General features: G+C 51.4%; 21 protein-coding genes. 6 read left to right on the top strand and 15 right to left on the bottom strand.

From position 1 onward, the window contains the following. The first annotated feature begins 13 nt into the window (after positions 1-13). The 3 genes from der (at position 14) to BN8_RS28590 (ending at position 2,827) form a co-directional block, all read left to right on the top strand. Positions 14-1,321: a ribosome biogenesis GTPase Der gene (gene der, locus BN8_RS28600; RefSeq protein WP_009285438.1), complete on the top strand. Its 1,308-nt coding sequence runs from the start codon at positions 14-16 to the stop codon at positions 1,319-1,321. A gap of 33 nt (positions 1,322-1,354) precedes the next feature. Continuing rightward, positions 1,355-2,287, top strand: a complete 933-nt coding sequence (locus BN8_RS28595; protein ID WP_009285437.1) for a DMT family transporter — start codon at positions 1,355-1,357, stop codon at positions 2,285-2,287. 231 nt (positions 2,288-2,518) lie between these two features. Next, positions 2,519-2,827: an ArsR/SmtB family transcription factor gene (locus BN8_RS28590; protein ID WP_009285436.1), complete on the top strand. Its 309-nt coding sequence runs from the start codon at positions 2,519-2,521 to the stop codon at positions 2,825-2,827. Between the two features lie 80 nt (positions 2,828-2,907). On the opposite strand, the gene ruvB is transcribed toward BN8_RS28590, so the two are convergent. Continuing rightward, complete coding sequence (gene ruvB / locus BN8_RS28585) at positions 2,908-3,936, bottom strand: Holliday junction branch migration DNA helicase RuvB (RefSeq protein WP_009285435.1); 1,029 nt, start codon at positions 3,934-3,936, stop codon at positions 2,908-2,910. A gap of 100 nt (positions 3,937-4,036) precedes the next feature. Continuing rightward, the gene (locus BN8_RS28580) at positions 4,037-7,693 is read right to left on the bottom strand and encodes a PKD domain-containing protein (protein WP_229368437.1); all 3,657 of its coding nucleotides are present in this window, start codon (positions 7,691-7,693) and stop codon (positions 4,037-4,039) included. A 330-nt stretch (positions 7,694-8,023) separates the two neighbouring features. Between BN8_RS28580 and BN8_RS28575 the strand changes: the two genes are divergently transcribed. Beyond that, positions 8,024-9,055 (top strand): PorP/SprF family type IX secretion system membrane protein, encoded by a 1,032-nt coding sequence (locus BN8_RS28575; RefSeq protein WP_009285433.1) that lies wholly within the window; start codon positions 8,024-8,026, stop codon positions 9,053-9,055. Between the two features lie 43 nt (positions 9,056-9,098). Here BN8_RS28575 and BN8_RS28570 read toward each other — a convergent pair whose 3' ends face one another. The 6 genes from BN8_RS28570 to lpdA all read right to left on the bottom strand — a co-directional run bounded on the left by BN8_RS28570 (position 9,099) and on the right by lpdA (position 17,944). Then, positions 9,099-10,364 carry an aspartate kinase gene (locus BN8_RS28570; RefSeq protein WP_009285432.1) on the bottom strand — a complete coding sequence of 422 codons (1,266 nt, stop codon included), beginning with the start codon at positions 10,362-10,364 and terminating at the stop codon, positions 9,099-9,101. A 92-nt stretch (positions 10,365-10,456) separates the two neighbouring features. Continuing rightward, positions 10,457-12,391, bottom strand: coding sequence for a 1-deoxy-D-xylulose-5-phosphate synthase (gene dxs / locus BN8_RS28565; protein WP_009285431.1), 1,935 nt, complete (start codon positions 12,389-12,391; stop codon positions 10,457-10,459). A gap of 186 nt (positions 12,392-12,577) precedes the next feature. Further along, the gene (locus BN8_RS28560; protein ID WP_009285430.1) at positions 12,578-13,501 is read right to left on the bottom strand and encodes a rhomboid family intramembrane serine protease; all 924 of its coding nucleotides are present in this window, start codon (positions 13,499-13,501) and stop codon (positions 12,578-12,580) included. Positions 13,502-13,504: 3 nt separating this feature from the next. Then, positions 13,505-14,284: a rhomboid family intramembrane serine protease gene (locus BN8_RS28555; protein ID WP_009285429.1), complete on the bottom strand. Its 780-nt coding sequence runs from the start codon at positions 14,282-14,284 to the stop codon at positions 13,505-13,507. A 35-nt stretch (positions 14,285-14,319) separates the two neighbouring features. Further along, positions 14,320-16,353 (bottom strand): DNA mismatch repair endonuclease MutL, encoded by a 2,034-nt coding sequence (gene mutL / locus BN8_RS28550; protein WP_009285428.1) that lies wholly within the window; start codon positions 16,351-16,353, stop codon positions 14,320-14,322. Between the two features lie 193 nt (positions 16,354-16,546). Beyond that, positions 16,547-17,944, bottom strand: a complete 1,398-nt coding sequence (gene lpdA, locus BN8_RS28545) for a dihydrolipoyl dehydrogenase (RefSeq protein ID WP_009285427.1) — start codon at positions 17,942-17,944, stop codon at positions 16,547-16,549. A gap of 322 nt (positions 17,945-18,266) precedes the next feature. Here lpdA and prfB point away from each other — a divergent pair. Together prfB and BN8_RS28535 are read left to right on the top strand one after the other, a co-directional pair. Continuing rightward, positions 18,267-19,347 (top strand): peptide chain release factor 2 gene (prfB, locus tag BN8_RS28540; RefSeq protein ID WP_144051844.1). Its coding sequence is split into 2 segments (ribosomal slippage): positions 18,267-18,326 and positions 18,328-19,347, totalling 1,080 coding nucleotides; the frame shifts between segments, so codons are not numbered across the junction. A 97-nt stretch (positions 19,348-19,444) separates the two neighbouring features. After that, positions 19,445-20,149, top strand: a complete 705-nt coding sequence (locus tag BN8_RS28535; RefSeq protein ID WP_009285425.1) for an SGNH/GDSL hydrolase family protein — start codon at positions 19,445-19,447, stop codon at positions 20,147-20,149. Here the strand turns inward: BN8_RS28535 and BN8_RS28530 are convergent, their stop codons facing one another. From BN8_RS28530 to BN8_RS28500, 7 genes are all read right to left on the bottom strand, one after another. Continuing rightward, positions 20,150-21,007 carry a carboxypeptidase-like regulatory domain-containing protein gene (locus BN8_RS28530; protein ID WP_009285424.1) on the bottom strand — a complete coding sequence of 286 codons (858 nt, stop codon included), beginning with the start codon at positions 21,005-21,007 and terminating at the stop codon, positions 20,150-20,152. A 53-nt stretch (positions 21,008-21,060) separates the two neighbouring features. Further along, complete coding sequence (locus BN8_RS28525) at positions 21,061-21,756, bottom strand: DUF2306 domain-containing protein (protein ID WP_009285423.1); 696 nt, start codon at positions 21,754-21,756, stop codon at positions 21,061-21,063. 144 nt (positions 21,757-21,900) lie between these two features. Beyond that, on the bottom strand, positions 21,901-22,806 hold the full coding sequence (locus BN8_RS28520; protein ID WP_009285422.1) for a LytR/AlgR family response regulator transcription factor: 906 nt from the start codon (positions 22,804-22,806) through the stop codon (positions 21,901-21,903). A gap of 21 nt (positions 22,807-22,827) precedes the next feature. Beyond that, positions 22,828-23,448 (bottom strand): rhomboid family intramembrane serine protease, encoded by a 621-nt coding sequence (locus BN8_RS28515; protein WP_009285421.1) that lies wholly within the window; start codon positions 23,446-23,448, stop codon positions 22,828-22,830. A gap of 2 nt (positions 23,449-23,450) precedes the next feature. Beyond that, positions 23,451-24,422 (bottom strand): polyprenyl synthetase family protein, encoded by a 972-nt coding sequence (locus tag BN8_RS28510; protein ID WP_009285420.1) that lies wholly within the window; start codon positions 24,420-24,422, stop codon positions 23,451-23,453. Between the two features lie 59 nt (positions 24,423-24,481). Beyond that, positions 24,482-25,309 carry a hypothetical protein gene (locus tag BN8_RS28505; protein ID WP_009285419.1) on the bottom strand — a complete coding sequence of 276 codons (828 nt, stop codon included), beginning with the start codon at positions 25,307-25,309 and terminating at the stop codon, positions 24,482-24,484. A 143-nt stretch (positions 25,310-25,452) separates the two neighbouring features. After that, complete coding sequence (locus BN8_RS28500; RefSeq protein WP_009285418.1) at positions 25,453-25,887, bottom strand: nucleoside deaminase; 435 nt, start codon at positions 25,885-25,887, stop codon at positions 25,453-25,455. Between the last annotated feature and the right edge of the window lie 34 nt (positions 25,888-25,921).

Here is a 25,921-nt window from a genome sequence, read left to right as displayed (position 1 = left end):
TCTCCTTCGAATCATGGCAAATATTGTAGCAATTGTTGGCCGCCCGAACGTCGGGAAATCAACGCTGTTTAACCGGCTAACGGAGCAGCGGCAGGCCATTATGGATAACCAGAGCGGTGTCACTCGCGACCGGCATTACGGCTATGCCGAGTGGACTGATAAGCGATTTACGGTAATCGATACCGGCGGCTACGTCGTCGGGTCGGAGGATATTTTTGAGGGGGCCATTCGGGAGCAGGTAGAGATTGCTATTGAAGAAGCTACCGTCCTGCTGTTTGTTGTCGATACCATGACCGGGCTGACCGGCCTTGATCAGGATTTTGCTAACGTACTGCGCCGGTCGAAAAAGCCGGTGTATGTAGTGGCCAATAAAGCCGAAACGTTCGATCGCCAGCAGGCGGCTTCTGAGTTTTATGCACTCGGGCTAGGCGATCCGCATCCAATTTCGTCGCAAACGGGTAGCGGCACTGGCGATCTGCTCGATGAGGTCGTGAAGCATTTTCAGAGCGAAGGCGTCGAAGATCCGGAAGCAGGCATTCCCCGGATTGCCATCCTGGGGCGGCCAAACGTAGGTAAATCGTCGTTTCTGAACGTATTGACCGGCAGGGAGCGTAGTATTGTAACCGACATTGCCGGCACAACCCGCGACGCAATCAACACCCGCTACAAGGCGTATGGCAAAGATTTTATCCTGACCGATACAGCCGGCATTCGGCGTAAAGCCCGCATCCAGGATAATATCGAATTCTATTCCATTCTGCGCTCCATAAAGGCAATGGAAGAGTCGGATGTGTGCATTGTTATGCTCGATGCAACCCGGGGTCTCGAAGCACAGGACCTCAACATCATTGGTCAGGCTGTGCGGGCCAAGAAAGGCGTAGTAATTATGGTTAACAAATGGGATGCCGTTGAAAAAGACCACCGGACCGCCGACGTACTGCGTAAGGAGATGGTGCAGCGAATGGCCCCGATCGATTATTTACCCATCATCTTTGCTTCGGTTCATGAAAAGCAGCGTATTTTCCAGGTGATGGAAAAAGCAATGGAGGTGTATGAGAATAAGCATAAGAAAATTGCGACTTCAAAGCTGAACGAAGCCCTGCAGCCGGTGATTGAAGCGTATCCGCCCCCAGCCACCAAAGGCAAGCAGATCAAGATCAAGTACATGCTTCAGTTGCCGACACCCTCACCGACGTTTGTCTTTTTCTGCAACCTACCCCAGTACATCAAGGAGCCCTACGAGCGTTTTCTGGAAAATAAGCTTCGGGAAAACTTTGGGTTCGATGGGGTACCCATTACGATATTTTTCCGCCAGAAATGAACTAAACCCTCCCCCTCGGAGGGTTTTTTTGTTATGAATGTTCCTGCTGAATCCTCAACGACGCGATTTTCATATTGGCTGGGTGCATTGTTCGTCTTTTTGGCGGCATTCTGCTTTGCCATGAAGGGTATTCTGATCAAGCTGGCTTATCAATACCACATCGATTCGATCTCGCTGTTGACGTTGCGAATGTTGTTTGCCTTGCCGTTTTATATCGGCATAGCGTTGAATTTGTCACGCCAGTCGGCCGATCAAGTAATGGGTAAGCTGACGCTGCGTCAGTGGGCAACGCTGGCTATGCTGGGGATCACGGGTTATTATCTGGCCAGCTTCTTCAATTTTCTGGGATTGGTGTATATAACAGCTAGTCTGGAACGTATTCTGCTGTTTGTATATCCCACCTTTGTGTTGTTCATGAACGCCATTGGCTATGGCCGCCGAATTACTCGACTACAGGTATTGGCGCTGGCTTTAACCTATACGGGCCTTTTGATTGCATTTATCGGAAATATTGAAACATCCGCGCAGAAGAACGTAGTTCTGGGGGCCTTCTGGGTTATTTTAAGCGGCCTGGTGTATGCCATCTACCTGGTCGGCAGCGACAACATGATCTCGCTCGTTGGCTCACAGCGCTATACTTGTTACGCGATGATGGCCGCTACGGTTCCAACGGTTTTGCACTGTGCAATTGCCAACGGCCTGCACCTGACTGGGTACCCCCTGGCAGTGTATGGCCTGGCGGCTGCAATGGCTTTGTTTGTTACCGTCATTCCAACGTTTATGATTGCCGAAGGCATCAAACGGGTTGGATCAGGTAATGCTTCCATTGTAGCCAGTGTCGGTCCGATTTTTACCATTATCCTGGCCACAACTTTGCTGAACGAAACCATAAGCATAGCACAAGTTTTCGGAACCCTACTGGTTTTAACTGGAGTCTTTCTGATCAGTTGGCGAGGTAAACGATAGATCAAAAAAGTAAACTTATGATGATATTAATTTACATATTGACAATCAGGATATTATTCATCTCCAAGGCATCAATTAAATCCATCGAACTATTTAAGTAGCTACATTAAAGAATAGTATTACAAAATGAACCTTTGGATAAATTAAGCCTCAAATCTAATAATACACAGATTCACAACTGTTGAAATTAGAGTATCTTTCACCGTACACGCACACCTAACAGTATACTGTATGGCTACTGAAAAAGTAATGGACGATGAAAAGCGCGTTGATAAAGCGGCTTACGTTTTAAAAGCTGTGGCTCATCCTCTGCGCATCAAAATCATTCAGATGCTGAATGACAGCAAGGAATTGAACGTCTCGACGATTTACAAAAATCTGAACGCCGAGCAATCTCTGATTTCACATCACCTGATTAACATGCGTGATAAGGGAATTCTCGACATCCGTCGAAGTGGGAAGAATATCTACTATTTTCTGGTAGATACGGCAGTGGCAGAGGTGATTGATTGCATCTACAAGAGCAAAATCCTGGCTTAGTATCGCGCAAACGAAGAAGCCCGGCTATCAAACGACAACGTACTACGTTGCGCTTGATAGCCGGGCTTCTTACTTATTGATTACCCGAATAACTCGCCGGTTTTGTAGTTCGGCATGATACCGAGGTGATGATATGCTTTCTCGGTAGCCTCCCGGCCGCGCGATGTCCGCTTCAGAAAACCTTCCTGAATCAGGAACGGCTCATACACCTCTTCGATCGTCTCCGCTTCCTCACCGCAGGCAGTGGCAATGGTTGTCAGACCAACTGGCCCGCCTTTGAACTTCTCGATGATGGTCGACAGAATTCGATTGTCCATTTCGTCAAGACCGTTCTGATCTACGTCCAGCGCACTCAGGGCCATCTCGGCAATTTCGACATTGATATAGCCGTTCCCTTTCACCTGTGCAAAGTCACGGGTCCGGCGCAGCAGGTTGTTGGCGATACGTGGAGTCCCCCGGCTTCGGCGGGCAATCTCAAAGGCCCCTTCCTCGTCGATTGGGGTGCCCAGAATAGCGGCCGACCGTTGAACGATGGTCGTGAGCAGCTTGGCATCATAATACTCCAACCGACAATTGATACTGAAACGTGCCCGCAACGGAGACGTCAGCATACCGGCCCGCGTTGTAGCCCCGATCAGCGTAAACGGATTCAGTTTGATCTGCACCGTCCGGGCGTTCGGCCCCGAGTCGAGCATGATATCAATCTTATAATCCTCCATCGCTGAGTACAGATACTCCTCCACAATCGGGTTCAGCCGGTGGATCTCGTCGATAAACAGAACGTCGTTGGGCTGTAGGTTGGTCAGCAGACCGGCCAGATCACTTGGTTTGTCAAGCACCGGTCCGGACGTCATCTTAATATTCGCGTTCAGTTCGTTGGCAATGATGTGCGACAAGGTCGTTTTACCCAAACCCGGAGGGCCGTGGAGCAGTACGTGGTCGAGTGCATCGCCCCGCTGCATAGCAGCTTTTACGAACACTTCGAGGTTTTCGAGGACTTTAGCCTGGCCGGTAAAGTCTTCAAACGAAAGCGGTCGAAGCGCCCGTTCGATCTCCTTATCAGTGGCCGTCATCCCTTCTCCTGTTCCTTTCAGAAAGTCGTTTCGCATGATGATCAGTTGGTCAGAATACCCCAAAATAACGGCTTGAAAAGCCGTTATTTTGGGGATCCGTTTTGGTCAAATTTACGAAAAAAACAGGAGAAAAGCACTACCTGATTACCAGTACAGAACCCCGTTTTACGGTCTTTCCGCGCTCAGGAAATGACTCACTTTTATAGGAAATAACGTAGGGGTAGAGCATCGGAGGATAGGCCGCTCCCTTGTAGGTTCCATCCCATTTTTGCTCGGGATTATTGCTTACAAAGATGACTTCGCCCCAGCGGTTATAGATCCGTAGTTCATAGTCAGTAACGTACGACGTAAAGACCTGCAATACGTCGTTCACCCCGTCGCCGTTTGGTGAGAACGCATCCGGAATATTTACACGCGGTTCGCAGCGATTGACAACGCGGGTAGCAACCGTGGCCGTACAGCCAGCGGGATCTGTTACCCGCACAGCGTATTCCCCTACCCGACTGACCGTAATGGATCGGGTTGTATCGCCTGTCTGCGGCCAGACGTACCTCAGGCCTGACCCACCATTGGGCGTGAGCTGAATACGGCCGTTATCCCCTTCGCAAATAGACGTTTCTGGAACAAGACTCACAGCCGGAGCCGGTCGGTCGCCTACCTGTACGCTACTTCGGCCGACGCAACCGGTTTGTGGATTGCGCACAACGACACTATACGTTCCCGGCTGGTTGACGATAATCAGTCGGGTGGTCTGGCCGGTACTCCATTGGTACTGATTACCGGCCAGGGCCCCATCCTGTGGTATTAACTGTACTGTATCGCCCACACATCGTTGGCGGTTTGGCCCCAGACTGGCGAACCCGGTGCTATCGAGCCCCACTCGAATGCTATTCGTAAAGGCTTTACAACCACGGCTGTCGGTGACCTGTACGCCGTATAAACCCGGCGCTGCCTGCCCAAACACAGCGCTGGTACTCACCGGATTGTTGTTTCCATCAAGCCAGATATAACCTACCGGCATTCCGCCCTGCACGGTGACGTTGATGGTACCGCTGTTTGGAATGCTACACAACGCAGGCCGTACGGACGGGGTAATGGCCAGGTTATTTACCGGCGACTTCAACGCAAACAACGTATCGGCCTTACAGCCCCTTAGGCTATCCGTAGCGTTAATTCGGTAGGATCCTTCCGGCAAATTCCCCTGTCGGTTTGTTGTTCCTGGCAACACGGCCCCATCGGCGCGGCTCCAGATGTATTCGTATCGACCGGCCGGGGTTGGTGTCAGTTCGATCACCCCATCAGCCGTTGTGCAGGCCGACGGCCCCGTCAGCGCAGCCCGTAGGTTGAGCTTCGGCAGTTCCGTTACGTTGATCGTATCTGAGTTAACGCAGCCCCTGAAATTCTTAGCCGTTACAAAATACTGTCCCGCCTGCGACACGGTTGTTGAGCGGTCTTTGCTTCCGGTACTCCACTCAAACTCCGACCAGGTTTGTTGTGGTACGGTCAGGTTAACGCTGCTTCGGTAGCAGAATACCGTATCAGGACCGAGATCAAGAGCCGGCGGGGCAAATATTCGAAGCTCAACCGTATCACTTTCAAAACAGCCGCCATTGGCCGCAAGACCGACAACATAGTAGTAGCCGGGCCGGTTGATGGTGATGGTTTTCTGCCTACCCGCCACGGCTCCATTAATGACCCAGACGTAGTTACTGGCCTGCACCTGTGCATCCAGGGTTATCCCTCGTTTATCGCAGACATCTCGATTATCGCCAAGCTCCATCTTGGCCGGTGTATCGACAATCGTGATCGTATCGCGGATTACTGTATCCTTACAGATTGCCCCCTGGGCGGTTCGTGTGGTTATCTGAAGACTTACCGGATAGTCGCCCGCTTGCTGATACGTATGCAACTGCGGCTGCAACGCCGTCGTAGAAACCGGACGGCTACCGTCGCCAAAGTTCCAGGTGTACGTCTCCTTCAACTTCGGACAGTTCGGACTGGCCTGAAACGTAGTGGGTGACGTGGCGCAGGTATCGGCGTAGGTAAAACCTGGTCCGCTTGATTGATCGTTGAAGTTATCGACCAGGTTGGGCAACCCCAACTGACTGGTTTTCCCGCCCAGCGATTGGCCGTTCAGATTGAACCGTAAGCTATCGAGCAAACCACCGTTCGGGTTTTCGATGGTCCCGAGCGACGTGCTGCCTTCTATGGCTACGTAGATACGACCATCCGGACCAATCTGAAGCGAGCCGTACTGCCGTGTAGTACTACTGTCGACCACCGTTCGGGAACCGGTTAGCAGGGAGTCTCGCTGGTTCAGATCATATTTTAGAATATACGACGCCCCCTTCTGACTACCGTCTGCGTTAGTATCGGCCAGCATCGTTACGTATAACGACTTCCCATCGGGCGAAAATTCTACCCCATACGCCTTGGGTGGCGCCGGCCCTAAGTCTATTGTTCGTTCAAACTTTATCGTTCCCAGCGAATCATTGAACGTAAAAAGATCGATGGAATTCTTAGGCGGGCCAGGTACCACAACCGCCATAGGCCGGTTTCCTTCCTGACCGCCCGTTGTGTCGGCGGGGCCGATTTTGATATATCCTTCCCCCTTCGACAGCGAATCGATCACTTGTCCACCCTCATACGTCTTCGGGGTTGTGTCTTCGCTGCGGTTCAGGTTGCGGACTTCAAATTTATTGGTACCATAAATCCGTGTAATTACCCAGTACGTTGAATCACGCTCATTTTTTACGGATGCTGACTGCTCAGTGCCATTCTCCGAAACCGGGATATTCTTATCGACGATCGCTCCTTTACCCTGGTTCTCCCGCATGTCGACTACACTGTAAGTCAACGTGCGCTTCCCACGAATCTCAGCGGTAGTGTACACGTAATAAAGATATTCGCAGCCGCGGCAAGTTGGTTTCGGCACGATCAGCGCCGATTGCGTCGAATTGCGGTTGCCGCCCAACGGAATCCCCACTTGCGCGGTATCGCCCGGAACAAGTGATTTCATCGGCTTCCCATCAGCATCATAAATGGTGATCCCGTCCGTATAAAATAGCAGCTCTCCTTTCGTATTAGCGATGGACGAAGACCCTTCGATGGTGCTCAGTTTACCGTCCTCGATCGGCTGTGGCGTACCACCACCGCTGAAATCCAGACCGGCGTTGTTACCAAAATACCACTTTACGCCCTGCGATTGCTTCTGCTCACCGCAGACATCAACATTGATCCGGTCCTGATACGAACAACCAGTTGTGGGGTCAATAGCCTCGACCGAGTAACAACCGGAACTGTCGACCTGAATGGTCTGCGTCGTGTCGCCCTTCGGATACCATTTGTAAATCAGCCCTTGTGGGGCACCATTGGGGTATGGATCTAATGTAATGACTTCCCCTTGACAGATGGTCGTATCTGTCCGCCAGTTACTGAAAGGCTGCGGCCGCGGAAATACGTTCACAAATTTTTCGACAGTTTGCGTTACTCCGTTCACCGTGCGGGTGAGCCGAACCGTATAAGCACCAGGCTGCTGATACACGTGACGAGCCACTGAATCCCGCTGTTTGGTCACCGAAGTGCCGTCGCCAAAGTCCCAGACACGGGTAGTAACCCCCGCCAGCACACTGTCCGTAAACGTAACCGAATCGGCTTTACACTCCTGATCCGGCACACACGTCCTGCCACTGAATCGAAAGCCTGTCTGCCCATACGCCGACGGAAAACTCGCCAGCAGGAGCAACATAGCCCACAGCGCAACTAAATACCTATAGTGAATAGAAATGAACATGGAGAAACATTGACTAAGCCCACCTATCAAATTCATCCCCGAGCATAACAGACTGAGGGGGCGTTACGTTATTGTAAACGAAAAGGCCGCACTAAAATTTTATCGCCTGACAGCCTGAAAACCATCCAAAAACCGGCTAATTTTATAGAAGTAGGAACGGCCGAATCCGAGGTAGCAACAAAGGATAATTGCAGGTCCTGCTTTTACTGGCTAATGGGAGTTAACTGGTTTGTAAGAAACGATTTTAACTGTAATTCGTTTGGCTTTCGTTTCTTATAGACCCACAAACAGGTGAAATAGTTGGCCCATTCTTTGCACTACAACGTCATTATGAGTAAGAAATACATTTTGGCCGGTTTATTCATGGCAGTGTGCCAACTGGCAATTGCTCAGGATCCTCAATTTACGCAGTTTTATGCGGCTCCCCAGTACCTGAGTCCAGCCTTTGCAGGATCGGCGCTGGCTCCGCGCATTACGGTCAATTATCGCAACCAGTGGCCGGCCATTACAAACTACGTAACTGCTCTGGTTGGCCTCGATCATTATTTTGAGCGCTTCAACAGTGGCGTAGGCTTACTAATCCAATCCGACAATCAGGGTCAGGGCCGTATTCAGTCGACCGACATTGGCCTGCAATATTCGTATCAGTTCCAGGTAGGTGAGCAATCATTTGTGCGGCTCGGCCTGCAAGGGTCATACGTTAATCGGAATATCAATTATTTCGGACTCACGTTTGGCGACCAGTTTAATGACCGTGGATTCATCACGGGCAGCGCTACCGCCGATCCAACAGCCCAGGGTGGATCACCACAAAATCGTTACCTTGATTTCTCAACTGGCGGTCTGGTGTATTCTGACTGGTACTGGGTAGGCGTATCGGCCCACCACATTAACCGCCCAAACCAAAACTTTTTTGTTGGTGACCAGAGCCGACTGCCGGTTAAGGGCAGTTTCCACGCCGGACTTCGGATTCCATTAGGCGGTTACACCGGCTACGGCGATGAGTGGGACCGGGAAATCAGTTTTTCGCCGGTGGTCATGTATAAGTTTCAGGGGAAATACGACCAGCTCGACCTGGGCGCGTACCTAACATATTCACCCATAACAGTTGGTGCCTATTATCGGGGCATTCCGTTCAAGCGGTATAACCAGACGATCAACAACCACGACGCCCTGGCCATGCTGGTTGGCTACCGGATGGATAAGTTTTCGGTTGGCTACAGCTACGATGCTACAATTTCGACACTCGGTGCCAGTGGCGGTTCGCACGAAATTTCGCTGTCGTACATTTTCGAAAAACCAGAAGCCCGTCGTGGTGGTGTTCGTCGGCGGGACAAGAAATTGCCTTGCCCCAAGTTCTGACATCAAAATTCCTGTAGCAAGGGCTTCAACTATGCTACAGGAATTATCCCAGGTCTTTCACAACCAGTTGCACCGTATAGCGGCTTTTCTGCTCTAATAATAGCTTTTTGTTGATGAGCACCCGATCGATGGTATTTTGGTCGTAGTATCGGATGGTGACCAGTTCCAGCCCTTCGTTATAATTTACCCGAAAGTTCTGGCGCAACTGCTCTAACAAAGCCGGCACTCGGGCAGGATTCTGATCGACAACGACTGAAAAACTGATAGCGGTGTTCTGCATCAGATTGATTTTCACGCCTGCCTCCGCAAACTGCCCAAAGATTAGACTCAGGTTATCCTCAGCAATGAATGAGAAGTCTTTCGGGTGCAGCGAAATCAAAACCTGGTTGACCTTGAAAATAAAGGACGAGATAGGCAGGTGTTGCTCAAAATCGCCGATCGCCGTACCGGGTTTATCCGGTTCAACGAACGACCGGACATATAACGGAATCCCTTTATTCTGAAGCGGTTTAATCGTTTTGGGATGAATCACCGTTGCTCCGTAGTAGGCTAGCTCAATTGCATCCTGGTACGTTATTTTTTCCAGCAGTACCGTATCATCAAACCACTTCGGGTCTGCATTCAATACCCCCGGTACGTCTTTCCAGATCGTAACACTTTCGGCATCCAGACAGAACGCAAAAATGGCAGCCGTGTAGTCAGAGCCTTCGCGGCCAAGTGTTGTTGTTAAGCCGTTTGGCGACCGGCCAACAAAGCCCTGCGTAACGATAACGTCCTGCTTCGGTCTAGTTGCTGATAGGGCCTGAATCTGCCGACTGGTCTGCTCCCAGTCCACTTTTCCCTCTCGGTAGGTCGCATCTGTATAAACAAGCTCCCGGGCGTCAGCCCAATAAGTAGATACGTTTTGGGCGTTCAGATAGGCTGCTACAATCTGGGTAGACACAACTTCGCCAATGGAGACGATCTGATCATAAATTTGGTCGAAAGAACCGGTGGTCGGCTGGCGCAGATAAGTTTCAACAGCAGTAAAGGTCTCTAGCACCGGCTGAAATGTATCTTCAAAATGATCGCCAGCCAGGTCGCGCATAATAGCCTCGTGGTATGCTCTGACGCTGGCCCAGTGCGCAGTTGTCTGGTCGGTATCGCCACTAGCATACGCCCGTACTACCTCTTCCAGCGCATTGGTTGTTTTTCCCATTGCCGAAACCACAACTACTGCCCCCCTCCCCTGCGACTGAACAATACGAGTCAGATTGCGTACGCCAGCCGCTTCCTTTACAGACGCTCCTCCGAATTTAAAGACTTTCATATTGGCACATATATAAAGGCCACAGATTACACCAGTTACACAGATAGCTTCTGCGTAGTTAGTGTAATCTGTGGCAATTTTAGCGGTCTACTTTATACCGTTACTGACCGACCGGCAAACAGTAGTTCGCGCACAGCTTCGGCTATGCCCTGCGGATCAAACCCGCACTCATGTTGCAATTCAATCTGCTCACCATGTTCGATAACAGCATCCGGAATACCCAGCCGTTTTACGCGGGCTGCATAACCATGATCGGCCATGAACTCCAGCACCGCGCTGCCGAAACCACCCATCACACAACCGTCTTCAACCGTCAGCACGCGGTCAAAGCGCTGGAAAATCTGGTGTAACATTTCTTCGTCGAGCGGCTTTACATAGCGCATGTCGAAATGTGCGGGCTGTATGCCTTCGCTGGCCAGTATAGTACAGGCTTCTACAGCACTGTTTCCGATATGACCAATGGTCAGAATGGCCACGCCTTCGCCATCCTGAATCATACGACCTTTACCAATCGGCAGTTGTTCCAGGGGCGTCCGCCAGTTTGGCATCACTCCCTCACCGCGTGGGTAGCGGATGGTAAATGCCTGCTTGCCCTGCTGGATTTCGTCCGACTGGGCCGTGAACATCAAATTACGAAGCTCCTGCTCGTTCATCGGAGCGGCCACAATCATGTTCGGTACGCAACGCATATACGCCAGATCATAGGCGCCGTGATGCGTAGGCCCGTCTGCACCAGCAAAACCAGCACGGTCGAGGCAGAAAATGACCGGTAGTTCCTGAATACATACGTCGTGGATCACCTGGTCGTAGGCCCGCTGCATGAACGTCGAATAGATGTTACAGAACACAACCTCTCCCTGTGTGGCCATACCCGCCGAGAACGTAACGGCGTGTTGCTCAGCAATACCCACGTCGAAGGCCCGCTCCGGCATGGCCTTCATCATAATGTTCATCGATGAGCCCGACGGCATAGCGGGCGTAACACCCACAACCCGGGGGTTTTTTTCGGCAAGTTCAACCAGCGTATGCCCGAAAACGTCCTGGTACTTCGGCGGCTGGGGCGTGGTGAACGTTTTTTTCTTGATCTCGCCGGTTACCTTGTCGAACAGGCCAGGCGCGTGCCACTTGGTCTGATCCTTTTCGGCGGGTGCATACCCTTTCCCTTTTACAGTCAGGCAGTGCAGCAGCTTAGGACCGGGAATATTTTTTAGATCATCCAGTACGCTGACCAGATGATCGATGTCATGACCGTCGATCGGTCCGAAATAGCGAAGATGCAGTGACTCAAACAAGTTGCTCTGGTCCAGCAGCGACGCTTTGATACCCGACTCAACCTTTGAGACAATTTCCTGTGCACTTTTTCCGAACTTACTCATCTTACCGAGCAGGTTCCAGACCTCATCCTTAACCTTGTTGTAGGTCTGGGACGTAGTGATATCGGTCAGGTATTCACGCAGCGCCCCTACGTTGGGATCGATGCTCATGCAGTTATCGTTCAGGACGATGAGCAGGTTGCTATCGGTAGCCCCGGCATGGTTCATACCTTCAAAAGCCTCCCCGGCAGTCATGGCACCATCGCCGATCACGGCAATGTGATTTCGCTGGCGGTTCCCCTGCAACTGCGACGCCACCGCCATACCCAGCGCGGCCGAAATAGACGTTGACGAGTGGCCTACGCCAAACGCATCGTATTCGCTTTCCTTACGCTTGGGAAATCCAGAAATGCCTTTGTAGAATCGGTTGGTATGAAACCGGTCCCGGCGGCCTGTCAGGATTTTATGTCCATACGCCTGATGACCCACATCCCAAACGAGCTGATCGTCGGGTGTGTTAAATACATAGTGCAGCGCTACGGTCAATTCGACAACACCGAGGCTCGCACCAAAGTGGCCACCGTATACGGATACGTTATCAATTATGAACTGGCGAAGTTCATCGGCGACACGCGGCAAAAGCGATTTATCAAGTCGGCGGAGGTCGTCAGGGGTATTGATGGTGGCTAAAAGTTTACCGGGGGTAATCAGCATGGTTGGTAGCAGAAAAGCGTCTGTGTTACAACAACAAACGTACAAAGTACAATGTTTCCGTAGCTGGGTGTCCAATACCTGGGCCGCGAAGCTACTACATTTTTTACCATTTATAAAAAATCTAAGCCCTTAATCATCCGCTATATACGCAGTAGATTAAGGGCTTAGATTTTTACAAGATTTGTTTTAATTCCTCTGGCTTGCACGGAAGAGCTTCTGCTTTTCTTCCCGTGTCAGACTCTCGTATCCCGACCGCGAAATCTTGTCGAGAATCGCATCGACTTCATCCTGATCGGGTGCCGACACAGATGATGCACTGCTTCCAGCCGACGCATACGTACTGGCATGAGCGCTGGTGCTACTGCGCTGACGGTACGACACTTTTACGGCCGGTTTTGGCTTAACAAGGCTCTGCCAGCCATCCATAACCCAATAGATTGGCCTGCCTAAATCGGTACCATTCTGAAGCAGTTTTACGAAAAAGAAGCCCAGGAACGTCCCCCCCAGGTGAGCCAGGTTACCACCGGCATTCGGCCCGGCCGATTGCGCAATAGACAGGACAATAAAGAAAAAGACAATGTACTTGATCCGTACAGGGCCGAAAAACAGCAGGTGAAATGTATAGTTTGGCAACAGCGTTGCTGCCCCAACCGCAACCGAGAAGGCAGCCGCCGAAGCGCCCAGCATTTGCGCAGATTCAGCTTGATTTTGAAAATAAGGGACCAGGTTGTACATGAGCAGGTAAAGCGCTCCACCCGCTAAGCCACCCAGAAAATACAGGCCCACGAGTCGGCGGTTACCCAGATATTCATCAATCAACCGACCGAACCAGTATAAAAACAGCATGTTATACAGGATATGGAAAATATCCTGATGCGTGAAGAAATAGGTAAACAGAGTCCAGGGTTTATGTAGAAATGCGCTCAGTGTAGCGGGAATTGTTAACTGCGCCAGAATAAAATCATACGTACCCGGCTGATTGGCCATAGTCAATCCCACTCTGGCCAGTAGCAGCGTCAAAAAAACAACCGTATTCACCAATATCAATTGCACCAACGTGTTGTTGGGCTTGTTGAATTCGCTTCGAAAATCATCAAACAACCCGCTCATTACTCAATAAAAAGTTTTTCGTTGTGAACCCCAGTATTTTATCAGTATGAATGCAAACAACATGCCTCCAATGTGAGCGAAGTGCGCTATGTTGTCGGCTTGCGCCCGATACACACCTGAATATAACTCATAGGCCCCGTAAAAGATAACGAGATACTTCGCCTTGATTGGTATAGGTGGAAACAATAAAAACAACTCAGTGTTTGGGAACAACAAACCAAATCCCATAATCACACCAAAAATTGCTCCCGACGCCCCAACCATCGGCTGATCAACCTGATTCAGATAATATCGATTGATAATCTGCAAACTACCCTCCACAAAACGGGGATTGTTTGGTTGCTGCTCATATTGCTCTATAAACCCCGCCACCTGATCATAAAGCGAACTGGCCTGCGTGGTAAAAAATCCAAGAAATTTCTCCGGCGTCGGTTCGGCCCGATAATCCCTGACAGCCTCATATACGTCGATCATCTCGTAATAGTTTACACCGGAGAATAACAACGCTGCCCCTATGCCACAGAACAGATAAAAAAACGTAAAGCGTTTAGGACCCCACGTACGCTCCAGCATGGGCCCAAACACAATTAACCCAATCATATTGCTCAGCAAATGCATAAACCCGCCGTGCAGAAACATATGCGTCAGGAACTGAGTCGGGTTGAACAGATCCGATAAAAATGAGTGCAATCCGAATTGTTCAATAATCTGCTCGTTCGTAACAAAGTACACAAGGACATTAATCAACAACAGGGCACGGACAACGGGCGTTAACGCAAACATGATTGTGTTTCGACAATTTACAATTATTAACCCAATTACGACTTAAATAGTCCCGCAATTTTATCCAGTGTGAGCACGGTCGTAATTGGATCTCCGCCGGGCGTATAGCTCGGGTTCGATGATGCAACTAATTGATCTACTAATGCTTTACGTTCGGTTACGTTCAGCCGGGCCACATGCCGTGCTGCCGATCGCCGGGCCAATGACCGGGCCAGCGCTTCGGATCGATCCAGCTTCAGCCGACCGTGGCGGTCGCGGGCCGTATCCTCACGAAGTTGTGCCAGCAGGTTCGCGAATAACTCTTCTTCGCGCTCGTCGGACGTCTGCGCCGGTACGCCCCGGATCACGAACGTATTGGCTCCTAACTCATCAAACTGAAAGCCGAGGCTGGTTAGTTCATCGCGCAGTTCAAGAGCCAGTTGAAAGTCAACCGGGGCCAGCGTTACGGTCTTCGGAAACAGCAATTGCTGCGAGGCCCCGTTATGCTTTGTCAGGGCAGCATGAAACTGATCGTAAAGAATCCGTTCGTAGGCTCCCCGCTGATCAATTACCATCAATCCCGACTTGACCGGCGCAACCAGGTAACGGTTCTGCACCTGCACGATGGTTTCTTCCTCTATCTCGACCGATATTGCTTGTCCGGCCGGTATCTGATTAGCGCGACTTCCGATTGTTACCAACTCAGTCGGTTCGTCAGGGATAGCAACTGGCGCTTTAGCCGGCCCCAGCCAATCGCCGGTCTGGTCGCCCTGAAGCGATTGCTGGCTTCCGCTCGATTCGTCGTTGGTAGATAACCCTTCGAACAGCGCCTGCCAGTTGTTGGCCGACGGCTTACGGGGCACATCGAAGCTGCCACCGGCTGCCCGATCCAACGAAGCCGGACGAACGGCCGAACTACGTTCAGGCGCGGGCCGATCGGTTTTCGGCTCACCTGTAGCCCAGGAGGGCATCACTGGCTTCGGACCAGCAACGTCGCCGGACCGGGATTCGATATTCGGCGAACCTGTTTCCTGCTGCGATATACGCCGACCGCCCGACAGAAAGTTCACGTCCGACTCGAAGTCGAGTGAAGGGGCAAGGTTATACACACCGACCGCCTTCCGGACGGCGGCCATCATAATGGCATACACCGACCGTTCATCGTCAAACTTGATTTCAGTTTTAGTCGGGTGAATATTGATGTCAATATGCGACGGGTCAATCTCGACAAACAGCACATAGAACGGGTGGCTGTTGTCAGGCAACGTACCCTCATAAGCCCCAATAACGGCGTGATGCAGGTAATTGTGCCGAATAAACCGGTTGTTAACAAAGAAAAACTGCTCGTTACGCGTCTTCTTGGCCGACTCTGGCTTACCAATGTACCCTTTGACCGTTACGTACGGCGTTTGTTCCTCGCAGTATGCCAATTGTTCGCGATAGCTTTTACCGAACATATCGATGATCCGGCGACTCAGCTTACCAACGGGCAGATTATAGATCTCCTGATCGTTATGAAAGAGTGAAAAAGCCACTTCAGGATGAGCCAGCGCTATGCGTTGAAACTCGTCGATGATGTGCCGCATCTCAACGGAATTGGATTTCAGAAAGTTACGCCGGGCCGGTACGTTGAAGAACAGATTCTTCACCAGGATATTCGTGCCAGGCAGGCACGACACCGCTTCCTGCGTTTTCAGGTCGGAGCCTTCAATCCGAATCAGGGTGCCAAGTTCGTCGGTGGCCCGCCGGGTGCGCATCTCAATCTGCGCCACGGCCGCTATCGACGCCAGAGCTTCGCCCCGGAAGCCCATCGTACGGATGCGGAACAGATCGTCTGACGACCGAATCTTCGACGTAGCGTGCCGTTCAAAACTCATACGGGCATCGGTTTCCGACATCCCTACGCCATCGTCGACAATTTGAATCAGGTTACGACCGGCCTCGCGGACGATTAGCTGTATTGATTTCGCGTGTGCGTCTACCGAATTTTCGAGCAACTCCTTTACTACCGAAGCCGGCCGCTGCACCACCTCCCCTGCCGCAATCTGGTTGGCGATCGAATCCGGTAACAATTGAATTACGTTCAACATGGTTGATTAGTCTCCCTGACGGCCGTTTGCCGTACCTTACAATGTACAACAAAATTAGGGATAAAAAAAGCCCCCGTCCAACGCATTTCGGTTGAACGGGGACTGTAATTTCCAGTTCGTTGTTCGCAGTTTATGGTTTGTTGTTCGTCAGAGGCTAGCCAGCATCAAACCACAAACTACGAACCACAAACAACTACAAATGGATGGCTTCGCCGTAGGCGGCCTCTGTTGCGTCCTTGATCGCTTCCGACATGGTCGGGTGCGGGTGAACGGCTTTCAGGATTTCCTCGCCGGTTGTTTCGAGCTTACGGGCGGCCACTACCTCAGCAATCATCTCGGTTACGTTGTTGCCGATGAAGTGAGCCCCCAGGAACTCGCCGTATTTGGCGTCAAAAATCACCTTGACGAATCCTTCCGGAGCACCGGATGCTTTAGCCTTACCCGACGCCGTGAATGGAAACTTACCCACCTTCAGCTCATACCCGGCTTCACGGGCAGCTTTTTCGGTATAGCCAACCGACGCAATTTCAGGCGTGCAGTACGTACAGCCCGGAATGTTGTTGTAGTTCAGGGGTTCAACGTGCGGCAGACCGGCAATCTTCTCCACGCAGATAATCCCTTCAGCGGAAGCTACGTGTGCCAGGGCCTGTCCTTTCGTTACGTCGCCGATGGCGTAGTACCCCTCCACATTAGTACGGTAGTAGTCGTCGGTTACGATTTTGCCGCGGTCGGTTTTGATACCAACCTCTTCCAAACCAACGTTCTCGATGTTTGCTACCACACCAGCCGCCGACAGCACAACATCCACGTCGAAGGTTTTCTCACCGTCGGGGGTTTTGACGAACACCTTGCAGCCGTTGCCGCTGGTATCCACCTTCGTCACTTCCGATTTAGTGAAGATATCGATGCCCAGTTTTTTGTACTGTTTGGCCAGCTCTTTCGATACGTCTTCGTCTTCGACCGGCACAACATTCGGCATGAATTCAATGATGGTCACCTTGGTGCCCATGCTGTTGTAGACGTAGGCAAACTCAACCCCGATTGCCCCGGACCCAATGATAAGCATGGTTTCCGGGCGCTTTTCGAGCACCATTGCCTTGCGGTATTCGATCACTTTCTGACCGTCGATGGGTACGGTCGGTAATTCACGGGCGCGGCCGCCGGTAGCAATGATGATGTGTTTGGCTTCGTATTCGGTGGTTTTGCCGTCTTTGTCCGTTACGTCAATCTTTTTGCCGGGCTTTACTTTACCCGTGCCATTGATTACATCGATTTTGTTCTTTTTCATCAGGAACTGGACGCCCTTGCTCATGCTGTCGGCTACGCCCCGGCTCCGTTTGATTACCGCGCTGAAATCGGGATTCGCTTCGCCGACCGTGATGCCGTAATCAGTTGAGTGTTTGATGTATTCAAAAACCTGCGCACTCTTCAGCAGGGCTTTGGTTGGGATACAGCCCCAGTTCAGACAGATACCGCCGAGGCTCTCGCGCTCGATGACGGCCGTTTTCATGCCTAATTGCGAAGCCCGGATGGCGGCTACGTAGCCACCTGGCCCGCTACCCACGACGATTACATCGTATTGTGAAGCCATTAGTCAGATTTGTTTAGTCATTAATCGGTCTTGATCGGCCTGCGGTAGTCACGGCTGTCAGTCGTCAGATAAAAACAATCCATGATGACAATGACCACCGAATGACGATCAATAACCCTATTTGGCGAACGCAAAGGTAGGCTGAAAAGTTGATTCCGCTACCAAACCTTCAGGCGGTCTGCTTTTGTTCTATATTTGTCGATTAGCCGACGCTGGATGCTCGGAGACTGAGCGTTAACCTAGTCACAAGGCTCCCGTTGCCGATTGTCCAGCGCGCGATTTACGTACTAATTTAGTTTCAACACATACAGAGGACAAGTTCATGACAACTGACCAGTTGAACGACTTGAGGGCCAGAGTAGAGGCCCTGAGGAGATATCTTTGACTACGATGCCAAGAAAGAACAGCTAGCGGACCTCGAACAGCAGACGTTCCAGCCCGAGTTCTGGACCGACGCCGACCGGGCCGAGGGCGTTATGAAGCAGGTTCGGGCGCTGAAAGGCTGGGTAGGCGGCTACGACCAGCTAAAAAGCCAGTTCGACGATCTGGAGACCTTGTTCGAGTTCTACGACGCGGGCGACGTATCTGAAGAGGAAGTTGACGCCGAAGGCCGAAAGGTTGCCCAAACGCTGGAGGAACTCGAACTGAAAAAAATGCTCAGCAATGAGGAAGATCAGCTCAGCGCGGTGCTGGAAATCAACTCAGGTGCGGGTGGTACCGAAAGCCAGGACTGGGCCGACATGCTGTACCGGATGTACATGCGCTGGGCCGAAAAACACGGATACAGCGTCAAGCAGGTCGATTATCAGGAAGGCGATACGGCCGGTATCAAGTCAGCGACCATTGAGGTAGACGGCCCGTTGGCCTATGGATACCTGAAGTCTGAGAATGGGGTTCACCGATTGGTACGGGTCTCTCCATTCGATTCCAACGCCCGGCGCCATACGTCGTTTGCATCGGTTTTTGCGTATCCGCTGGTCGATGACACTATCGAGATCGAAGTCAATCCGGCCGATATCGACTGGGATACGTTCCGGTCGGGCGGGGCCGGTGGCCAGAACGTGAACAAGGTAGAGACTGCCGTTCGGCTACGTCACAAGCCGTCGGGCATTATCATCGAATGTCAGCAGGAACGGAGCCAGCTTCAGAACAAGGAAGTAGCGATCCGTCTGCTGAAATCCAAGCTATACCAGATTGAGGTTGAAAAACGGAATGCAGCCCGCGCCGAGGTAGAAGCCGGAAAGAAGAAGATCGAGTGGGGCTCGCAGATTCGTAGCTACGTGCTGGACGACCGGCGTGTGAAAGATCACCGCACAGGGTACCAGACGTCGAACACGGAGGCCGTACTGGATGGAGACTTGGACGAGTTCATTAAAGCGTTTCTGCTCGAACAGGAAGCATAACTAAGAATCGGTTCAATCAGGCTGAGGTCGGATAACGTCACTCCCGCAATCTGTTCAGCGGTGAAATCCGTACATCAGCCTGATTATTTTCCGGCCTATGAAACTCTTTCTTATTCTTGCGTCCTTCCTGCTGGCCTGCGGTGAGCGCTTTGACGAACCCATTATGATATTGACCCAGCCATCGTCTTCTCCGGCTCAGAAATACTCGTTTCTGTCGCTGGGGGATTCGTATACCATTGGCGAGAGTGCATCAGAGTATGAGCGCTGGAGCGTTCAACTGGCCGATATGCTTCGTCGGGACAGCGTTAGCCTCTCAAATCCGGATATTATCGCCCGGACCGGCTGGACTACGGCCGAACTACAGGATGCCATTAAGGCCAGCGGTAATCAGAAAACCTATGATCTGGTTTCGCTGCTGATCGGCGTTAACAATCAATATCGGGGCCAGAGCACCGACCGCTACCGTACTGAGTTTCGGGGATTGCTAGAAACGTCCATCCGCTTTGCCGGTGGCCGACCGAACCGCGTTTTCGTGCTGTCAATTCCGGATTGGGGGCAATCGCCGTTCGCAAAAAACCGCGATGCAAAGCAGATAGCGGCTGAGATAGACACCTTCAACGCCATTGCCCAGGACGAATGCCTCAAGGCGAATATCGCCTTCGTGAACATTACGCCGATCACCCGCAAAGCGGCCGGGAATACAGCGCAGTTTGCCAGCGACGGCCTGCATTATTCCGGCCGACAGATGCAGCAGTGGGCCGAGGCCGCTCTGCCGGTCGCGAAAAAGTTACTGGCTCAGTAGCTACGTTCGGCTACGGGTGAAGGTCAGGTTCATAGACGTAGTCATTCCCCTGAATTTCTTCCAGCGATCCTGACTGCCATAGCGATAGTAGTGCGTCGCAGCCGCAGGCATTTGAATCGGCATCTGTACGGCCGATCCTTTGCCGGTACTATCGATCCATTGAACCGACACGATAACATCGTCTGACGTTATGATCTGATACGGCAGCAGATCCACCTCTACCCATTTGCGCACCTTTCCAGCCATTGTAACGTAGATGTTCTGTGCCAACAGATTCTGCATATCCTTCGCCCGGTACACATTGATCCGAAACCGAACGCTGTCGTAGTTTGTGATGACGTAGAACTGGTATTTTTCCAGGCGATTAACTCCTTTCGATACGTTGAACCGGCGACCTATTTCGGACCCCAGATTCTGCCGGGGGAGTTCACTCAACGCAAAGTTGGTAACCATACCCGTCTGATAACCAGTTTTACCGAGGGTCTTCACCTTACTTGACGAAGCGTTAATACGTACTTCGCTGAGCTGACGAACATCTTCCTCCAGCATTAACGACTCATCTTTGGCCATTTGCTCAGTAAGCGCAACTACTGTTAAGGCCAGGGGGCGGTAACCAATCAGACTGATTCTGACAGTATCGGTTAGTTTTACTTTATCGGTGATGTACAACGTGAAGCGCCCCTGCCCATCGGCTACCGTGCCGACTGACGTATTAACCACGCCGATGCTGACATAGGCAACAGGCCGCTTATCCCTGTCAACAATCTGGCCGCTTACGGAGGTCGTGGAATTTGCCGCTACCGAACGAACCAGCAGACAACTTGCGAAAAGAACTAAAGCGCTCAGAATCGATTTCATACGTTTTTGTGAAGATCTATGAGGTTAAGAAAGGATGACCCAGAAATTTGATTTTACTGAACCGATGGTTTCAGGTTAAACTTCATAATGTAATAGCGCACGGTTCGGCCGATCAGCATGCCCCCGACAATGGATGGCGCAATCCAGCCGATTGTACCGGCCCACTCGGGTGCGTCCGCCGGCAGAATCCGGGCCATATTCGTAACTAAAGCCGCCGTAAACGTAGCAATGTAAGAGCCCCCCATCCGGATAAAGTGCTGAAAAAACCAGTGGAGCTTAGGGCTCGGTTTATCAAACTCACGCGCATCTTTCACCGCGAAAACGCTGGTCAGGATGCCGAAAAAGGTAAACACAACGGCGAAGAATGAGCCCATTCCGTATTGGGTCAGCAGGTAAACGCCAAAGCCGATCATGGCCGCACTAACTAGGATCGTTACGTAGCTTAAGCCGCGGTCAAAGGCTGTCGGTCCTGATTTTTTCTGTTTCGTTGCCCGCCAACCCGTCATGCTCAGATAAAAGCTTAGTACGGCAATGCCGGTCAAAAACAGCCGCATCATCCTGAACGGCTGCAGCACACATAACAGAAATGCGGTGATGGCTACCGTAATCATGCAATAGACGTAGATGCGTCCGGCACGATTGTGAAGTTTACCTCCCTTATGCGAGAACATGGGAATCAGGCCAACCAACAGTGCCGTAAAGCCGGTAGCGACATGGGTGATCAGCAGGAGCGTAAGCAGCGTTTTCATATCTGTTTCGTTTGTTCGCGTCGTTGTTGCGATGGAACAAACGTACAGCAGCCACCCTAACGCCCGCAAATCAAAGGGCTGACTCGCAACGTTTTGGGACGTTTGACAAATGCGTAGGCTGTTTGGAAAGGCAGCTGGGACGTTCTACAAAGACTTTAGTTCCGCCACCAGCGTATCGTTGTACTTGCGGGCCACCGGAATCTGAAACTGCCCTCCCAGCAGATGAAGCTTGTACCCCTGGGCGTTACCCGTTACACGCTCAACCCGATCAAGGTTAACCAAAAATGATCGGTGGCAGCGGACAAGCGGTTTGCGGACAGTGTACGATTGATGGATCTGGCTTTCCAACCGGCTCAGGCTACTCCGTAACAGCGGCTTTACGGGTTGTAACGTACCGGATGAGTCGGCTTTCAGATAAACGACGGTGCAGTAATTATCGCTGGATTCGATGTACAACAGATCGGCCACTGGAAATGTCAACGAGTCTTTTTCGTTTTCGGCCAGCAGGGTTAGTTGCGATCCTGAAGCCGGAATCGCTTCGATAGCTGGTGTTTCGTCGGTACCGTGAACAGGCAATTCAGCCGCTTCACGGGTGTATTTCCGCAATCGGGCAATGTAACTGAGCAGCACAGCCCCGGTTGTGGGAAAGAGACCAATCAGGAACGTAATCAGAACCATAGCTGACCAGCTCAGACCGCTATCCTCCCCTTCGCCCAGCAGCCATTCCAGGTAGAACCGGTTCCCGATGGCAATTAAGAGGATATTACCCGTAACCAGCAGAATTTCGCGGCCAACAGTCCAGTGATTTTCGGTGAACTGCCGAGGGAACAACCGTTGCCAGACGATGAAGTTGAAGGCCGTTATGAAAAACGTTACCAACCCGAACCCAGCTATTTTGAGCACTTTATGGGGCGTTTGCCAGTTGCTCAGACCGAACGGCTGAAACGCAACCAGAAACAGGCCAACGAAAAGACCAATAACGGCTGCCCTCCGGAGTTGCCGTAGCGGGTCATCGTCAATCGGATAGGGCTGACTGAATAACCTGACCATACCAAACAGCTACCTCACTTGTCAGAATAAGCGCCAGTTGGCAATCTGCTCAAAAAATTGCGGAATCACTGGCGGGTAGATCACCACCATGAACAGAATCCCAAAAAGAGCACCGTAAAGGTGAGCATCGTGGTTGACGTAGCCCCGGCCCCGGCGCGATTCATAGTAGGAATACGCAATATACAGCAGGCCGAAGATAAAGCCCGGAATGCAGAAGGCAAAGTACAGACAAATGTCGGCTAATGGCCGGAACATGATACCTGCGAAGATGATTGCCGATACGCCACCAGATGCTCCCAACGAGTTATAGCCGGGGTCATACCGGTGCTTCAGAAAGCTGGGAATATCAGATACCAGAATACCAATCAGGTAAAACCCGATCAGATAAATGGCTCCACTACCCGGGAACAAGGCACCAAACACCATCTCGACAAAACCGCCAAAGAAATACAAGCTGAGCATGTTAAAGAACAGGTGCCCCCAGTCAGCGTGCAGAAATCCTGAGGTCAGCAGGCGGTAATACTGACCGCGCCGGGAAATCTGGTACGGATTCATGATCCATCGGTCCATAACAGCGGGGTCGTTCCAGCCCCAGACGCTAATGGCGACGGTAACCAATATGATGATCAGTGTTGTACTCATGTTTAGCTCTCTCTTTCAGCCAGTTGCCTGACATATTCCATTAACAACGACTTCCGCGAAGTGTCAGCGTCGATCTGTTCGAAGTTGGCAAATCCGCGGGCAAAGTATTCATTTATGCGTGCCTCCGTAACCTGGCGAATACCGAGTTGATCATAGATAGACGTAACCGCCTGAACTTTCTCTGCTTTGTCGAACGTAGTCCGGTTCAACCAACCGATTAACTCATCCCGGATTGGACCGGTGGCCTGCTCAAGCGCTTCAATCAGCAGGAACGTCTTCTTGTTCGCGATAATATCCCCCCCGACCTGCTTCCCAAATTTTACCGGATCGCCGTAGACATCCAGCAAATCGTCTTTAAGCTGAAAGCCGATGCCAATATTAATTCCACCTTCGCGCAGGTGGTCGGTCGTAGTCTCGTCTGCACCGGCAATTAATCCGCCCAATTCAAGCGCAAACCCCAGCAGTACGGACGTTTTTAACCGAATCATATCGATGTATTCGGTTTCGGTTACGTCCCAGCGCGTTTCGAAGTTCATGTCGAATTGCTGGCCCTCACAAACCTCGGCCGCCGTACGATTAAAACGGGCCAGGACTTTCTTCAGCTTGTCGGTATCAATATCAAGCAGCAGTTCGTATGCATTAACGAGCATAACATCGCCCGACAGGATAGCGATGTTATGATTCCATTTCTCATGAACCGTGGGCTGACCACGACGCAAAGGAGCCTTGTCCATAATATCGTCGTGCATCAGGGTGAAGTTATGAAATACCTCCACTGCCAGTGCCGGGCGTACTGCCTTTTGCCAGTCGTCCGTAAACAAATAAGCCCCCATCAGCGTCATCAGCGGGCGTAATCGCTTACCACCCAAATTCATAATGTAGCGAATGGGATCGTACAGCTCGGGTGGTCGTTGACCGTATTGAGTAGTTTGTAGTTCGTTCTGTAAAGCGTCAATGAAAGTGGCAGGACTCATGAACTAGGCGATATTCCGCTGGGTTATGGGCCAAAAATAAGGCAAAACGGCCCAAAACCCTAACCGCGCATACTCAGGCGGTAGTTTCGCTGGGCTTTTGTGCTGATGATATGGATAAACCGCACAGACAGAATCAAATAACCATCGTTTTTGCCACTGTTTCCCCGCTGAGCACCGGCTTTGTTTAGGGGCAGGCCTATTTCTGATCGGCGATCAGCCAGGGCAACTGCCAGCGGACTACGACCAGTTTGAACCACGTACCTGGTGCTTACGTCGTCAACATAATCGCTCATTACGTGGGTGTAGCTGCCTTCGAGGTGGATTTTGAATCGCTCTGTAGCAGCGACAGGCAAACCGGCCCCATAACGAATAATCACAGGCAGGCGGTTATACGCTACCCCCTCCGTCTGTAAGGGAGCTAAGCTATACGTCTCGCCCTTGTACGTTGCCTTAGGCGTAATGTATGTAAACCCAACACCCGCAAAACCATACGGAATGGCTTTACGGGTGCGATGATTAACGGGCCAGGCATCCACCTGCAAACCTGCCCACAGGTCGGGGTTCAAGCTCTTAAATGACAGGTTGTTGTAGGCAAGACGCGTGTTCTGCTGACTGCCATGAAGGGTATAAAGCTGCGTTTCGGCCCGCAGTGTCAGGCGATTTGAGATTCGATACGCAAATGCTACGTCGAGGGCTGCTCCCAGCCTGGGCTTGGCCAGAAAATCGCCTTCGTTGAGATCACCGGCATAGCGCGTTACGCCAATGCCCGCGTTGAGTACCCAGGTACCGGGCTTTTCCTGCCAAATGGCCGATCGTTGCGCAAACGTAGACAATACAGCGCCCAGCCATAAAGCTCCTGAGCAAGTAGCTATCCAACAAAATTTCACGGTTAATACAGTTACGGTTACATTAGAGGGCGAAAATTAAACCGCAACTGAAACACATGAAAAAATTTAGATTAAAGCCGAATTATAATCGACAATGCCTTTATTAAACGGCACATTACCCTCTTATTCAATAGAGTTTATACCTACAACTCACCGATATCTTCGTTCCAGATTTCCGGTTTTTGTGCAATAAACTGGTTCATCATATCGACGCATTCGGGCAGATCAAGATCGATGACTTCGACGCCATGCTGTTCCATGAATTCCCGTGCCCCGGCAAACGTCCGCGATTCGGCAACAATCACCTTCGGAATCTTGAACTGCACGATTGTTCCGGCGCACATGTAGCACGGCATCAGCGTGGAATAGATTACCGTATCGCGGAACGAGCCAACCCGACCAGCATTGTTAAGACAATCCATTTCACCGTGCAGAATAGGATTGTTCTCCTGCACCCGCTTATTATGCCCTGACGCTACCAGCCGGCCATTTTTGACCAGCGCTGAGCCAATAGGAATACCGCCTTCGTTCAGGCTTTTGCGCGCCTGCCGAATGGCCTCCTGCATAAATTCATCCATACGATTGTGTATAAAATAAGCCCGACCAGTTGCT

The sequence above is a fragment of the Fibrisoma limi BUZ 3 genome (genome assembly GCF_000296815.2).
Lineage (GTDB): Bacteria > Bacteroidota > Bacteroidia > Cytophagales > Spirosomataceae > Fibrisoma > Fibrisoma limi.
Note: the sequence above shows the minus strand (reverse complement) of the source record. Positions and strands in the feature narration are given on the sequence as shown.

What these genes read in the sequence shown, in the direction of transcription:
- BN8_RS28535 (WP_009285425.1), top strand. Translation starts at nt 19,445, where the DNA reads ATGAAACTCTTTCTTATTCTTGCGTCCTTCCTGCTGGCCTGCGGTGAG.
- dxs (WP_009285431.1), bottom strand. Translation starts at nt 12,391, where the DNA reads ATGCTGATTACCCCCGGTAAACTTTTAGCCACCATCAATACCCCTGAC.
- BN8_RS28575 (WP_009285433.1), top strand. Translation starts at nt 8,024, where the DNA reads ATGAGTAAGAAATACATTTTGGCCGGTTTATTCATGGCAGTGTGCCAA.
- BN8_RS28500 (WP_009285418.1), bottom strand. Translation starts at nt 25,887, where the DNA reads ATGGATGAATTTATGCAGGAGGCCATTCGGCAGGCGCGCAAAAGCCTG.
- BN8_RS28525 (WP_009285423.1), bottom strand. Translation starts at nt 21,756, where the DNA reads ATGAAAACGCTGCTTACGCTCCTGCTGATCACCCATGTCGCTACCGGC.
- BN8_RS28595 (WP_009285437.1), top strand. Translation starts at nt 1,355, where the DNA reads ATGAATGTTCCTGCTGAATCCTCAACGACGCGATTTTCATATTGGCTG.
- BN8_RS28560 (WP_009285430.1), bottom strand. Translation starts at nt 13,501, where the DNA reads ATGAGCGGGTTGTTTGATGATTTTCGAAGCGAATTCAACAAGCCCAAC.
- BN8_RS28555 (WP_009285429.1), bottom strand. Translation starts at nt 14,284, where the DNA reads ATGTTTGCGTTAACGCCCGTTGTCCGTGCCCTGTTGTTGATTAATGTC.
- BN8_RS28580 (WP_229368437.1), bottom strand. Translation starts at nt 7,693, where the DNA reads ATGTTCATTTCTATTCACTATAGGTATTTAGTTGCGCTGTGGGCTATG.
- lpdA (WP_009285427.1), bottom strand. Translation starts at nt 17,944, where the DNA reads ATGGCTTCACAATACGATGTAATCGTCGTGGGTAGCGGGCCAGGTGGC.
- BN8_RS28530 (WP_009285424.1), bottom strand. Translation starts at nt 21,007, where the DNA reads ATGAAATCGATTCTGAGCGCTTTAGTTCTTTTCGCAAGTTGTCTGCTG.
- BN8_RS28515 (WP_009285421.1), bottom strand. Translation starts at nt 23,448, where the DNA reads ATGAGTACAACACTGATCATCATATTGGTTACCGTCGCCATTAGCGTC.
- der (WP_009285438.1), top strand. Translation starts at nt 14, where the DNA reads ATGGCAAATATTGTAGCAATTGTTGGCCGCCCGAACGTCGGGAAATCA.
- BN8_RS28590 (WP_009285436.1), top strand. Translation starts at nt 2,519, where the DNA reads ATGGCTACTGAAAAAGTAATGGACGATGAAAAGCGCGTTGATAAAGCG.
- BN8_RS28510 (WP_009285420.1), bottom strand. Translation starts at nt 24,422, where the DNA reads ATGAGTCCTGCCACTTTCATTGACGCTTTACAGAACGAACTACAAACT.
- BN8_RS28520 (WP_009285422.1), bottom strand. Translation starts at nt 22,806, where the DNA reads ATGGTCAGGTTATTCAGTCAGCCCTATCCGATTGACGATGACCCGCTA.
- mutL (WP_009285428.1), bottom strand. Translation starts at nt 16,353, where the DNA reads ATGTTGAACGTAATTCAATTGTTACCGGATTCGATCGCCAACCAGATT.
- BN8_RS28570 (WP_009285432.1), bottom strand. Translation starts at nt 10,364, where the DNA reads ATGAAAGTCTTTAAATTCGGAGGAGCGTCTGTAAAGGAAGCGGCTGGC.
- ruvB (WP_009285435.1), bottom strand. Translation starts at nt 3,936, where the DNA reads ATGCGAAACGACTTTCTGAAAGGAACAGGAGAAGGGATGACGGCCACT.